Origin of the sequence: Pseudomonas sp. URMO17WK12:I12 (genome assembly GCF_000514395.1) — a bacterium.
Lineage (GTDB): Bacteria > Pseudomonadota > Gammaproteobacteria > Pseudomonadales > Pseudomonadaceae > Aquipseudomonas > Aquipseudomonas mucoides.
In genome coordinates this window covers 32,174-45,514 of record NZ_AZVV01000005.1, presented here as the reverse complement: position 1 = coordinate 45,514, position 13,341 = coordinate 32,174, and the positions used below count along the sequence as shown (strand labels likewise).

The 13,341-nt window shown below is 57.5% G+C and carries 14 protein-coding genes; 8 read left to right on the top strand and 6 right to left on the bottom strand.

The genetic code is table 11. The annotated features are described in order from the left end of the window. Positions 1-2 precede the first annotated feature (2 nt). The 4 genes from napA to D882_RS0105535 form a co-directional block, all read right to left on the bottom strand. Complete coding sequence (napA, locus tag D882_RS0105550) at positions 3-2,507, bottom strand: nitrate reductase catalytic subunit NapA (protein ID WP_027922321.1); 2,505 nt, start codon at positions 2,505-2,507, stop codon at positions 3-5. Next, the gene (locus tag D882_RS0105545) at positions 2,498-2,764 is read right to left on the bottom strand and encodes a chaperone NapD (protein WP_027922320.1); all 267 of its coding nucleotides are present in this window, start codon (positions 2,762-2,764) and stop codon (positions 2,498-2,500) included. The genes napA and D882_RS0105545 overlap by 10 nt, the downstream gene beginning before the upstream one ends. Before the next feature lie 39 nt (positions 2,765-2,803). Then, complete coding sequence (locus D882_RS0105540; protein ID WP_027922319.1) at positions 2,804-2,971, bottom strand: periplasmic nitrate reductase, NapE protein; 168 nt, start codon at positions 2,969-2,971, stop codon at positions 2,804-2,806. Between the two features lie 175 nt (positions 2,972-3,146). Further along, positions 3,147-4,700, bottom strand: coding sequence for a sigma-54-dependent phenylalanine hydroxylase transcriptional regulator PhhR (locus tag D882_RS0105535; RefSeq protein ID WP_027922318.1), 1,554 nt, complete (start codon positions 4,698-4,700; stop codon positions 3,147-3,149). Positions 4,701-4,978: 278 nt separating this feature from the next. Here D882_RS0105535 and phhA point away from each other — a divergent pair, with 278 nt between their 5' ends. From phhA to D882_RS0105505, 6 genes are all read left to right on the top strand, one after another. Beyond that, positions 4,979-5,764 (top strand): phenylalanine 4-monooxygenase, encoded by a 786-nt coding sequence (phhA, locus tag D882_RS0105530; RefSeq protein ID WP_027922317.1) that lies wholly within the window; start codon positions 4,979-4,981, stop codon positions 5,762-5,764. A 104-nt stretch (positions 5,765-5,868) separates the two neighbouring features. Next, positions 5,869-6,225: a 4a-hydroxytetrahydrobiopterin dehydratase gene (locus D882_RS0105525; protein WP_027922316.1), complete on the top strand. Its 357-nt coding sequence runs from the start codon at positions 5,869-5,871 to the stop codon at positions 6,223-6,225. Further along, positions 6,225-7,418, top strand: coding sequence for an amino acid aminotransferase (locus D882_RS0105520; RefSeq protein ID WP_027922315.1), 1,194 nt, complete (start codon positions 6,225-6,227; stop codon positions 7,416-7,418). The genes D882_RS0105525 and D882_RS0105520 overlap by 1 nt, the downstream gene beginning before the upstream one ends. A 279-nt stretch (positions 7,419-7,697) precedes the next feature. Beyond that, entirely contained in the window at positions 7,698-7,829 is a 132-nt protein-coding gene (locus D882_RS1000000133105) for a hypothetical protein (protein ID WP_010461912.1), read from the top strand. A gap of 77 nt (positions 7,830-7,906) precedes the next feature. Beyond that, on the top strand, positions 7,907-8,089 hold the full coding sequence (locus D882_RS0105510) for a hypothetical protein (protein ID WP_027922314.1): 183 nt from the start codon (positions 7,907-7,909) through the stop codon (positions 8,087-8,089). Positions 8,090-8,192: 103 nt separating this feature from the next. After that, positions 8,193-9,389: an MFS transporter gene (locus tag D882_RS0105505; protein WP_027922313.1), complete on the top strand. Its 1,197-nt coding sequence runs from the start codon at positions 8,193-8,195 to the stop codon at positions 9,387-9,389. On the opposite strand, the gene arfB is transcribed toward D882_RS0105505, so the two are convergent. Together arfB and D882_RS0105495 are read right to left on the bottom strand one after the other, a co-directional pair. Beyond that, the gene (gene arfB, locus D882_RS0105500) at positions 9,386-9,799 is read right to left on the bottom strand and encodes an alternative ribosome rescue aminoacyl-tRNA hydrolase ArfB (RefSeq protein ID WP_017337147.1); all 414 of its coding nucleotides are present in this window, start codon (positions 9,797-9,799) and stop codon (positions 9,386-9,388) included. The two genes, D882_RS0105505 and arfB, sit on opposite strands and share 4 nt — an antisense overlap. Positions 9,800-9,926: 127 nt before the next feature. Then, positions 9,927-11,339, bottom strand: a complete 1,413-nt coding sequence (locus D882_RS0105495) for an amino acid permease (protein WP_027922312.1) — start codon at positions 11,337-11,339, stop codon at positions 9,927-9,929. An 810-nt stretch (positions 11,340-12,149) separates the two neighbouring features. Here D882_RS0105495 and D882_RS1000000132845 point away from each other — a divergent pair. After that, positions 12,150-12,287: a hypothetical protein gene (locus tag D882_RS1000000132845; protein WP_027922311.1), complete on the top strand. Its 138-nt coding sequence runs from the start codon at positions 12,150-12,152 to the stop codon at positions 12,285-12,287. Positions 12,288-12,356: 69 nt separating this feature from the next. Next, complete coding sequence (locus D882_RS0105485) at positions 12,357-13,322, top strand: hypothetical protein (protein ID WP_027922310.1); 966 nt, start codon at positions 12,357-12,359, stop codon at positions 13,320-13,322. Positions 13,323-13,341: the final 19 nt, after the last annotated feature.

Below are 13,341 nucleotides of genomic sequence, written 5' to 3'. Positions count from 1 at the left end.
CCTTATGCCGTCTTGATCAACTCAATCCTGATCGCGCATTTTTTGTAATCAGTTTGTTTGGAGATAGGGTCCGTCGCATCAAGCGTGACTTTGTTGATGAGCCGGTTGGCATCGAAGAACGGTACAAACACCAAGCCTTGCGGTGGTTTGTTGCGTCCTCGGGTTTCGATGCGCGCACGCATCTCACCTCGTCGGCTGATCAGCTTCACTTCGCTGCCGCGACGGGCATTCAAGGCCTTGGCATCGGCCGGATGCATGTAGACCAACGCGTCGGGGACGGCCTTATAGAGTTCCTCGACCCGCTGAGTCATCGTGCCGGTGTGCCAATGTTCAAGCACCCGACCGGTACTCAACCAGAATGGAAATTCCGCGTCGGGGGATTCCGCCGGTGGCTCGTAGGGAAGCGCGAAGATGATGGCCTTCTTGTCGGGATAGCCATAAAACTGCACACCACTGCCCTTCTCAACGTAAGGGTCATACCCTTCCCGGAAACGCCAGCGTGTTTCCTTGCCCTCCACGACGGGCCATCGCAACCCGCGCTCGGTGTGGTAGCGGTCAAACGGGGCGAGGTCATGACCGTGACCACGCCCGAATTGGGCATATTCTTCGAACAGACCTTTTTGCAGGTAAAAACCAAAATCCCGGGCCTCATCGTTTTGATAGCCCGCCTCCATCTGTTCAAGCGGGAACTGATCGACCTGGCCGTTCTTGAACAACACTTCGTACAGAGTCTTGCCCTTGTACTCCGGTGAGGCGGACAACAACTGCGCAGACCAGACCTCGTCCGTTTTGAAGCGCTTGGAAAACTCGACCAACTGCCAGAGATCCGATTTGGCGTCGCCCGGCGCCGAGACCAATTGATGCCAGAACTGTGTACGGCGCTCAGCATTGCCGTAGGCGCCCTCTTTCTCCACCCACATGGCGGTGGGCAGGATCAGATCGGCCGCCTGGGCAGAGACAGTGGGGTAAACATCCGAAACCACCACAAAATTCTCGGGGTTGCGCCAACCCGGCAACACTTCCTGCATGATGTTGGGGCCGGCCTGCATGTTGTTGCTGGCCATCGTCCAATACACATTGAGCACGCCATCCTTGAGCATGCGGCTCTGCTGCACGGCGTGGAAACCGACCTTCTCATTGACGGTGCCCGCAGGCACTTTCCAGATTTGCTCTGCCTTGGCGCGATGTGCCGGGTTGGTGACCACCAGGTCGGCAGGCAAGCGATGGGAGAATGTTCCCACTTCGCGTGCCGTCCCGCAGGCTGAGGGTTGGCCCGTCAGGGAGAAAGGGCTGTTGCCCGGCTCACTGATTTTCCCGGTCAGCAGGTGAATATTGTAAATCAGGTTATTGGCCCATACGCCGCGTGTGTGCTGGTTAAAACCCATGGTCCAGAATGAAACCACCTTGCGCTTGGGGTCGGCATACAACTCGGCCAATGCCTTGAGGCGCTCGGCTGGCACACCGGTTTCCTTGGCGGTACGTTCAAGGGTGTAGGGTTTTACGAAAGCGGCGTACTGCTCAAAGTCGATATCGCTCCAGGTGTTCGCCTTGGCGGCATTGCGGGCCTTCATCTCCAGCGGATTATCGGGACGCAAGCCATAGCCGATGTCATCCGTTCCTTTGGCGAAGCGGGTGTATTTGCTGACAAAGTCTTTGTTGACCGAGCCACTTTCGATGATGTGGTTGGCAATGTAGTTGAGGATAAACAGGTCCGTCTGGGGCTTGAACACCATGGGGATGTCGGCTAACTCAAAACTGCGATGCTCGAAAGTCGACAGCACCGCAACCTTGACGCTGGGCTGGCTTAACCGGCGATCTGCGACCCGACTCCAAAGAATCGGATGCATCTCCGCCATGTTTGAACCCCACAGCACAAACGCGTCAGTAACCTCAATATCGTCATAACACCCCATCGGCTCATCGATACCGAACGTACGCATAAACCCCATGACCGCAGAGGCCATGCAATGACGCGCATTAGGATCAATGTTATTGGAGCGAAATCCCGCCTTCATCAACTTGTTGGCCGCGTACCCTTCCCAAATGGTCCACTGACCGGAACCGAACATGGCGACAGACTCGGAACCCTTGTTTTTTATCGCTTCCTTAAACTTTAACTCCATGACATCAAACGCCTGGCTCCAGGACACCGGCTGAAACTCGCCCTGTTTGTCATAGTGCCCGTTAGTCATGCGCAACAGCGGCTGAGTCAGTCGATCAACGCCATACATGATCTTCGACAAGAAGTAACCCTTGACGCAGTTCAACCCGCGATTGACCTCGGCTTTCACATCACCATGAGTCGCGACCACTCGATTGTCCTTGGTCGCCACCATGACGCTGCACCCGGTACCGCAAAAGCGGCAAGGGGCTTTATTCCAGTCCATGGTGACACGGTCTTCTTCAGTGATCAGGTTGCTGGCAGACGTAAACACCGGAAGCCCCGCCGCCGCTGCAGCAATCCCGGCCGCCTGGGCTTTGACAAACTCGCGCCGAGTCATTGGCATGTACTTTCTCCCGTCACATCGAGAATCTCGTGATAAACGAGGGCTGCATTGAGTACTCCAGGCAAACCGTTGATCTGAGTGATTCGCTTGGAAATTTCGCTTTCTTCTTCCATTTCCAGCACAACCACCAGCTTGCCGACGGGGCTTTCGTGATGCAGCTCAACGCCTGTGAGTAAACGCAAGTTGGCTTTCACCGCCTCGAACAACTCAGGACGGGCCAGTACCACGAGACTGGCAATATGGAGCGTTTCTGCCATGACCTGTACTCCTCTTCTTATGCTGAAGATGGACCGCGATCAATGAGGTGAACCAGGAGGGCCGAGCAGCATTTGCAGAAACCAGACAAAAAATCCGTAACCACCCACTATCGCCACCGAGAGCAATGGAAAGAGGACAACAATCAGAAAAAAGAACAGGCGAGTTTCTTTGCGGACTTGCTGGGTAGAGTCATCCGTTGATGGCATGGTTATCGCTCCTGCCGAACTTTGAAATGAGCCTAGATGGCTTGCCTGGCAAATTCCACGATTCAGATCAACGGCATGACGGTAGCGCTTCAAGTGGCATTTTGAAGCGCCAGTGAATGACTGACTCCAACTCAGTATTCTTGTTTATTGGTTCGGCGCTGGATAACGTTACTGCTCACGTCTTGCCAATTTCATAGTCACGCAACTTATTGGCAATGGTGGTGTGAGAGACCCCCAGGCGCTTACCTAACAGCCGACTACTGGCATGCTCGGAATACAGCCGCTCCAACACCGCTTTCTCGAACCGTCCGACGATCTCGTCAAGCCCGCCCTCCAGCGAGAAATCGCCAAGCGGCTGACGCACACCGTAATCCGGCAGACGAATATGCTCGGCCTTGACCGTCCCGCCTTCGCACAACGAAACCGCCTGGAACAACACATTTTCCAATTGCCGGACATTACCCGGCCAATGGTAATGACTGAGCCGCTCCATCGCCGCCGGTGCCAGCTTCGGCAGCGGGCAACCGATCTGCCGGCTGGCCTGATCGAGGAAGTGCTCCACCAACGGCGTTAACCCATCGAGGCATTCACGCAGTGGCGGAATGTGCAGCGAGAGCACGTTCAAGCGGTGATACAAATCCTGGCGAAACTCACCCCGCGCGCACAGCTCGGACAAATCCACCTGGGTGGCGCAGATCACCCGCACATCCAGATACACCTCTTCATCACTGCCGACACGACGGAAGCAACCGTCCTGCAAAAAGCGCAGCAACTTCACCTGCAAGCGCGGGCTCATTTCGCCCACGCCATCAAGAAACAGCGTTCCGCCCGCCGTCAGTTCCAGCAGACCAAGCTTGCCTTCGGCGCGTGCACCTTCGAAGGCGCCGGGGCCGTAGCCGAACAATTCGGTCTCGGCCATCGACTCCGGTAAACCGGCACAATTGAGCGCCATCAACGGCGACTGCCCGCGTGGGCTGGCGAGGTGGCAGGCGCGGGCCAGCAATTCTTTACCGGTACCGGTTTCGCCTTCTATTAATAGCGGTGCATCCAGCGGTGCCATGCGCCGCGCTTCGCGCACCACCGCGGCCATGACTTTCGAACTTTGGAAGATGCTGTCGAACCCACGCAGTTCCTGCTTGCGTACGTTATAGATGCGCTCCCCCACCCGATCAGCGCGGTGCAGCGTCAGGACGGCACCGGCCATGGCTTCGCTGTCGTCATGCTCGGATTGCAGCGGCGCGATGTCAGCCAGAAACACGTCACCCTTGACCTTGACCCGCAGCCCGTTGATGCGCGACTTGTTGGCACGTACCAATTCCGGCAAATCAAAATCCTCGGCGTAACGCGACAGCGGAATCCCCGGCACCTCGTCCACCCGCACCCCGAGCAACTGCGCCGCCGCCCGGTTAGCCGCGACGATGGAGCCGCCCATGTCGATCGACAGCACCGGAAACTCCAGGGCGCCGAGCAAGGCATTGAGCTCCATGTGCCGACGCTCGCTGGGCATCAGCCCTACCCGCTTGACGCCGAATACACCGGCAATCGATTCGAATTTCGGGCGCAGGGCCTGGAACTGAATGTTGATCAGGTTCGGGCAATGCAGGTAGATCGCATTGCCATGCTCACCGCCGACCTCACCACGGGCGACGTTGATTCCGTACTCCACCAGCAAGTTGAGAATGTCGCGCAGGATGCCGATGCGGTTCTGGCAGTGGACTTTGATACGCATATAAAGGCCCGAAGAAAGGGGAATCGAGGTCCCATGCGCAAATTTTCTGCGCGGGCGCCAAGTTAGTCGTCAAGATTATGTGACACCTGGACGCCATTTCAAACCCGCAAATCTCAATAGCTGCGCCATAGCCGTCAAAGCGTAACGAATACTTTACGAAAAACGGCGAATTTTCCTACAAGGAGTGCCGGACACCTGCTGCAACGCCGCACGCCTTGGGGTATTTCTAGGTCCATAGCAGCACATAACAAGAACGAAATCCCTCGCAGGAGAGCAGCATGAAGCAGACGCAGTACGTGGCTCGCGAGCCCGATGCGCAAGGTTTTATCGACTACCCCGCTGAAGAACATGCGGTGTGGAACACGCTGATCACTCGTCAACTGAAAGTGATCGAGGGCCGTGCGTGCCAGGAATACCTGGACGGTATCGAAAAACTCGGTCTGCCCCACGACCGCATTCCGCAACTCGGTGAAATCAACAAAGTCCTCGGTGAAACCACCGGTTGGCAAGTGGCCCGAGTCCCGGCGCTGATCCCCTTCCAGACGTTTTTCGAATTGCTGGCCAACAAGCAGTTTCCAGTGGCAACGTTTATTCGTACCCGCGAAGAGCTGGATTACCTGCAAGAGCCGGACATTTTCCACGAGATCTTTGGTCACTGCCCTCTGCTGACCAACCCCTGGTTCGCTGAATTCACCCACACCTACGGCAAACTTGGCCTGCAAGCGACCAAGGAAGAACGCGTGTACCTGGCGCGCCTGTACTGGATGACCATCGAGTTCGGCCTGGTCGATACCGCCGAAGGCCTGCGCATTTACGGCGGCGGCATTCTTTCTTCGCCAAAAGAAACCGTTTACTGCCTGTCCAACGAACCTGAGCATCAGGCGTTCGATCCGCTGGAATGCATGCGCACGCCGTATCGCATCGACATCCTGCAACCGCTGTACTTTGTCTTGCCGAACCTCAAGCGACTGTTTGATGTGGCCCATGAAGACATCATGAGCATGGTCAAACAAGGCATGCAGCTGGGCTTGCACACCCCGAAATTTCCGCCAAAGGCAGCGTGATCCGCTGCTTTTAGAAACAAGTGAGCCTGTCAGGAACCGACGCTTTGGTTTAGCGTGGAGTGACTGACGGCCGATTTCCAATTATTTGATTTCAGGAATTCAACATGTCCACATTGAACCAAGCCCACTGCGAAGCCTGCCGCGCCGACGCCCCTCAGGTCAGCGACGAGGAATTGCCGATCCTGATCAAGCAGATCCCGGACTGGAACATCGAAGTCCGCGACGGCGTCATGCAGCTGGAAAAGCTGTTCCTGTTCAAAAACTTCAAGCACGCGCTGGCGTTCACCAACGCCGTCGGTGAAATCTCCGAGGCCGAAGGTCACCACCCGGGCCTGCTGACCGAATGGGGCAAAGTCACCGTCACCTGGTGGAGCCACTCCATCAAGGGCTTGCACCGCAACGACTTCATCATGGCCGCGCGCACTGACGAAGTGGCCAAGGACGCCGAGGGCCGTAAATAATGCATTTCGACGCCATAGGTCGAGTACCCGGCGATCCGATTCTCGGCTTGATGGAAGCCTATGCGCAGGACCCGAACCCGCGCAAATTCGACCTCGGCGTGGGCGTCTATAAAGATGCCCAGGGCCTGACGCCGATTCCGCAGTCGGTGAAGCTGGCCGAGCAGCGTCTGGTGGATCGCCAGACCACCAAGACCTACATCGGTGGTCACGGCGAACCGGCCTTCGGCAAAGCCATCAGTGAGCTGGTGCTCGGTGCGGACTCCGCACTGATCGCCGGTCAACGCGCCGGCGCGACCCAGACACCGGGCGGCACCGGCGCATTGCGCTTGAGCGCCGACTTTATCGCCCAGTGCCTGCCGGGCCGTGGCGTGTGGCTGAGCAACCCGACCTGGCCAATCCACGAAACGATTTTCGCGGCGGCCGGGGTCAAGGTCAGTCATTACCCGTACGTGGGCAGCGACAACCGCCTCGATGTCGACGCCATGCTCGCGGTACTGAGCGAAGCACCGAAGGGCGACGTGGTGTTGCTGCACGCCTGCTGCCACAACCCGACCGGTTTCGATCTGTCCCATGACGACTGGCGCCGAGTACTGGACGTGGTGCGCAGTCGCGATCTGCTGCCATTGATCGACTTCGCCTACCAGGGCTTCGGCGATGGCCTGGAACAGGATGCCTGGTCGACCCGTCTGTTCGCAGACGCGTTGCCGGAAGTGCTGATCACCAGTTCCTGCTCGAAGAATTTCGGCTTGTACCGCGACCGCACTGGCGCACTGATTGTCTGCGCGAAAACCGCTGACAAGCTGGTGGACATCCGCAGCCAGCTGGCCAACATCGCCCGTAACCTGTGGTCGACCCCGCCGGATCACGGTGCCGCCGTGGTCGCAACGATTCTTGGCGACCCTGAGCTGAAAAGCCTCTGGGCCGACGAAGTGGAAGCCATGCGCTTGCGCATTGCCCAGTTGCGCAGTGGCCTGGTTGAAGCGCTGGAACCGTATGGTTTGCGCGAGCGTTTTGCGCACATTGGCGTGCAGCGCGGAATGTTCTCGTACACCGGTTTGACGGCGGCGCAGGTTAAACAGCTGCGCGATCATCACAGCGTGTACATGGTCAACTCCGGCCGGGCCAACGTGGCGGGGATTGATGCAACGCGTCTGGATTTGCTGGCTGAAGCGATTGCTGAAGTCTGCAAGTAACCCCAAGTACCTGCACCGTCCCCTGTGGGAGCGAGCTTGCTCGCGATGAGGACCTGACAGTCGACATCAATGTTGCCTGTCAGTCCGCAATCGCGAGCACGCTCGCTCCCACAGTTGTTTTGTGTTGTTCCCTCTTCCAGACCTGTCTAGACAACCCCATCCGTCGAAACAAATGGATATAAAAGTCTATTTGTCATTTTCAGTGCTGTATCCTGCCCAAGCTTTGTATAAGCGCGGATCTACCAGATCTATCAACAGACTTTGCGAGGAGCGCGAAACATGCACGAGATCCCTAATCTCCCCTTCCCAAGCCTGCACGAAACTGAGCAGACAACCACGCAACAAGCCGGCGCCCAACAGCCCGAGCCCAAAGAAGCCACTGAACGCCGCCAGGCCGACAGCGAAGACTGAAACACCTGCAATGCCAGACCGTGTGGAAAGCGCTAACATGCGCTTTCCACACCGCCTGAACCCTTGAGCTACGCACCATGACCGACGAATTCAATGAGAGCCAGGCCAGCGTCCTGATCGGCACCGCCGAGAAGATGATCGAGATCTGGAACCGTCTCTCTCCCGAGAAACAAGCCGCACTGCTCGCCCGCTTCGGTACTCAAGAAAACGCCTTGGCCGCCCTGGTCACAACGCAACTGGTTGCCCCCGCCAAGCCCTGATTCAGCCCGCTGGCAAATAGTTTTACTTTTTCCACGACCCGCGAGCGCTCGCGCCGTTATCATAAGCAGCCTATCTATCCTGCTTTCCCGTGGACCTTTACCCATGCCTGAAAACCAGCGCCCCCTGGCGGTCACGCTGCAAGTTGTTTCCATCGTTCTGTTTACCTTCATCGGCTACCTGAATATCGGCATTCCCCTGGCCGTATTGCCCGGCTATGTCCACAGCGACCTCGGTTTCGGCGCGGTGATCGCCGGGCTGGTGATCAGCGTGCAATACCTGGCCACCCTGCTCAGCCGGCCTTATGCCGGGAAAATCATCGACAACAAGGGCAGCAAACTGGCGGTGATGTACGGACTGGCCGGCTGCGGCTTGAGCGGTGTGTTCATGCTGATTTCGGCCTGGACGCAGAGCCTGCCGACTGTGAGCCTGATCAGCCTGTTGATTGGCCGTCTGGTGCTCGGCAGCGCGGAAAGCCTGGTCGGCTCCGGATCGATTGGCTGGGGCATCGGCCGGGTCGGCGCGGCCAACACTGCCAAGGTGATTTCCTGGAACGGCATCGCCAGTTACGGCGCACTGGCCGTCGGCGCGCCGCTGGGGGTGCTGTTGGTTCATCAGTTGGGCTTGTGGAGCATGGGCGTGAGCATCGTGCTGTTGGCCGTGCTTGGCCTGGCACTGGCCTGGCCAAAAGCTGCCGCGCCGATTGTGGTCGGTGAACGTTTGCCGTTCATGCATGTGCTGGGTCGGGTGCTGCCACACGGTTGCGGCCTGGCACTGGGCTCCATCGGCTTCGGCACCATCGCCACCTTCATCACCTTGTATTACGCCACGCAACACTGGGACAACGCGGTGTTGTGCCTGAGCTTGTTCGGCGCCAGCTTCATCGGCGCGCGCCTGCTGTTCGGCAACCTGATCAACCGCCTTGGCGGATTTCGCGTGGCGATCGCCTGTCTGTCGGTGGAAACTTTGGGGTTGCTGCTGCTGTGGCTGGCGCCTGATGCCCATTGGGCACTGGCCGGTGCGGCGCTGAGCGGTTTCGGATTTTCGCTGGTGTTCCCGGCGCTCGGCGTGGAAGCGGTCAACCTGGTGCCAGCTTCCAGTCGTGGTGCCGCGGTCGGGGCTTATTCGTTGTTCATTGATTTGTCGCTGGGGATTACCGGGCCATTGGCCGGTGCCATTGCGGCCGGGTTTGGTTTTGCTTCGATCTTCCTGTTTGCCGCGATGGCCGCGCTGAGCGGTTTGGCATTGAGTGTGTACTTGTACCGGCAAGCACCTAAACAACGCGAAGCGCGGGCGCGTTAAAAGTCGACCTTGCCGCGCCCGGCCTTGATGCTGCCGCGCTTGGTCTTGGATTCGAGCCGACGTTTTTTTGAACCCAGCGTTGGCTTGGTCGGGCGACGCTTCTTTTCGACCTTGGTCGCGCTGAGGATCAGCTCGATCAAGCGCTCCAGCGCATCGGCGCGATTGGCCTCCTGCGTACGGTACTGTTGGGCCTTGATGATCAACACCCCTTCGCTGGTGATGCGGCTGTCGCGCAGCGCCAGCAACCGTTCCTTGTAAAACTCGGGCAAGGACGAGGCCGGAATGTCGAAGCGCAGGTGCACGGCGCTGGAGACCTTGTTGACGTTCTGCCCGCCGGCGCCTTGCGCGCGAATGGCCGTCAACTCGATCTCGGCATCCGGCAGATGCACGTTGTTGGAAATCACCAGCATGGAAAAACGTCCGTATTCAGAGTGCGCAGGATACCGCGAATGGAAAGAAGGAATACGCTCTCACAGGTTTTATAGCGCGCACAAAAAACCCGGCACTTGGCCGGGTTTGTTGTTGTTGCGTACCGCGTTACTTCACTGAAGCCTGCAACGCATGCTGCGCACTGCGTTTGTTCTTGATGCCGTAGCAGATCCACATGAACACGACCCACACCGGAATCGCGTACACCGAGATCTGGATCCCCGGAATCAGCAGCATCACGCACAGGATGAACACCACGAACGCCAGGCAGATGTAGTTCCCGTACGGGTACCACAGCGCCTTGAACAGCGGCGTTTGCTTGGTCTTGTTCATGTGCTGACGGAACTTGAAGTGCGAAAAGCTGATCATCGCCCAGTTGATCACCAGGGTCGCAACCACCAGCGACATCAGCAGCTCCAGCGCGTTTTGCGGGATCAGGTAGTTCAACAGAACGGCAATCAGCGTCACCGCCGCCGAAGCGAGGATCGAACGCACCGGCACGCCACGCTTGTCGATCTTCGACAAGGCCTTTGGCGCATCACCCTGCTCGGCCATGCCCAACAGCATGCGGCTGTTGCAGTAGGTGCCGCTGTTGTACACCGACAACGCCGCAGTCAGTACCACGAAGTTGAGGATGTGCGCGGCGGTGTTGCTGCCGAGCATCGAGAACACTTGCACGAACGGGCTGCCGCTGTAGGAATCACCCGACGCGTTCAAGGTCGCCAGCAGGCTGTCCCATGGCGTCAGCGACAACAGAATGACCAGCGCGCCGATGTAGAAAATCAGGATCCGGTAGATCACCTGGTTGATGGCTTTCGGGATCACGGTTTTCGGCTTGTCGGCTTCTGCAGCGGTGAAACCGAGCATTTCCAGACCGCCGAAGGAGAACATGATGATCGCCATGGCCATCACCAGACCACTGACACCGTTCGGGAAGAAACCACCGTGGGACCACAGGTTGCTGACCGACGCTTGCGGGCCGCCGTTACCGCTGACCAGCAAATAGCTGCCCAGGGCAATCATGCCGACAATGGCCACAACCTTGATGATCGCAAACCAGAACTCGGCCTCGCCAAAGACTTTGACGTTGGCCAGGTTGATCAGGTTGATCAAGACGAAGAACCCCGCAGCCGAGACCCAGGTCGGGATGTCCGGCGCCCAGTAGTGGATGTATTTGCCGACCGCGGTCAGCTCCGACATGCCCACCAGGATGTACAGGATCCAGCAGTTCCAGCCCGACAGGAAGCCGGCGAAACCGCCCCAGTATTTGTGCGCGAAGTGGCTGAACGAACCGGCGACCGGCTCTTCAACGATCATTTCGCCGAGCTGGCGCATGATCATGAACGCGATGAAGCCGCAGATGGCGTAGCCGAGGATCATCGACGGGCCAGCGGATTTCAGGACCCCGGCCGAGCCGAGGAACAAACCGGTACCGATCGCGCCACCGAGGGCGATCAATTGAATGTGGCGATTTTTCAGGCCGCGCTTCAGCTCGCCTGACTGCGAGTTTTGTCCACTCATGAAAAGGGTCTCACGTTCTGCATCGTTACAACGTTCATGCGTCACCTGTTTGTTTTTATCTGTGACGAAATCGAACCCGGCACACTCGTGGCGTGGCGGAGTGAACAAGGCGAATAGCCTTGAAGTTTGCGCATTTGCGCAGGAGGTCACAGGTAAAACGCGGCGCATTGTACACCGCTAACCCCCTGCTGCCAGACCCGCTGGATCAGCGTGTTGTAAGCCGGGATTGCCGGTGTCCGCCCCGGGTGTCCCGGGCGGCTGCAAATAGAGAGTCAGACCCTTGCGGGCCATCGACGGGAACGATTGAAAAATCGCCCCACGGGGAGAGATGGGCTTGAATCACGGCGTACATTGCGCCTCCTTCTTGTTATGCACCTGCACGACAGGCATGGGACGCATCTGACCCTTCCTGCGCCGCTGAAACAAGCGGGCCAGAGCCTTGGGCGATGGTCGAGCGGATTGATTTCGGCAGGTTTTCCTTACACCCGCTCCGCAAGCGTCAACCCACAGGGTTTCAGGCGAAATTTCGTCAGCATTTCTTTACAAGGCGTAACGATTATTTTCCGAATCGGATTTATCTGTAGGACGACTGCAAATTGACGATAGGAAGCTTCCTAAGGAAAAAGCCGAGTTAGTTTTTGTTTTTTATTAATAAATAATGATTAAAAAAACAAACCAAACAGTTCAATGAAAATCTTATTTGATTATTTTTTTGCATTCTAAAAATCCCTCAACTAGGTTTGCAGCGACTTGCCGAGCCGCATCGACCGGCAAGTTGTTTCTACTCAAAAGTCATTAAGGAGTTTCACCATGCAAGCACTGGACAACGACTTGGAAACTGAACTTCAACTGGACGAATGGTTTGAAGCACCGACCCATGAAGCCGCCGTAGAAATGATGCAAGCCGACGCGGTCGTTCCGTTCGGCACGGCGATGTGGCCTCTGTAAGACCTCCCGGCAGGCGTAATCCGGCCGGTTGTGCCTGCCACTTTTTCCCGGTTCGTCACGGAGGACACCATGGACAAGCATCGCGCCATTACCCATTTTCTTTACTACCTCGAACAACACCCAGCCCTTGCCGGCATCAACCCGGCGAAGGTCTTGCTTGGCCACACCGCCGATTACGAGGCGCTGACCGGCGCCATTGCCGAACACGCCGGTGGCCGCCAACCCTTCCGTTTCAACACGCTACGCCTTGATCTGGAACCCACGGCTTTGCTGGCCCAGGCCATTGCCGACAGCGATCTGTACATTTTCTTCTACGACTCTTCCACGCTGCCCAACCCACGCCCCGAAGGCCCGGAATTTGTCCGCGCACTGCAAGGGGTGATGGCCGAGAACTGGAAGAAGTCGCTGCTGTTCAAGGATTACGGTGACTACTTCTACGACACCTTCAGTGTCACCCCGCAACGCATTGCCGGGCTGAACAGCCACTTGATCCAGCGCCTGTCCCAGGCCAAGACGTTAAGTTTCAAAGATGAACACGGTTCCTGGTTTGACGCTCCGCTGAACAGCATTAAAAAGTGGACTGACATCAACGGTGTCGGCAACTTTGATCTGGCACCCGGTGAAATCGCCACGCACAGCGAAGCGATTAATGGGCGTGTGAAGTTCATGGGGACTTTTCTCAGTACAATTCCGTTTGCGCGCAAATATGGCGTATTGGAATCACCGCTGGAGTTATGGATCGAGAACTCGACCATCCATAAAATCGCCACCGATGTTCCGGGGCTGGAACATGACTTCAATCAATACCTGGAGGCCAATCCGTCGAATCGCAGGATTGAAGAACTGGGGATTGGCACCAATGAGGGGGTGAAAGCCTTGTATGCGCGCAATGCCGGGTTCGAGGAGCGCCATTGCGGGCTGCACCTTGGGTTGGGCGGTGGCGCCAAGGGCAGCCATCATCTGGATTTGATCTTCTCCGGTGGCGTGTTGGCGTTGGATGATGAGCCGGTGTTTGATGGGCGGTTTGTGTTCTAAATGATCGTTCCCACGCTCC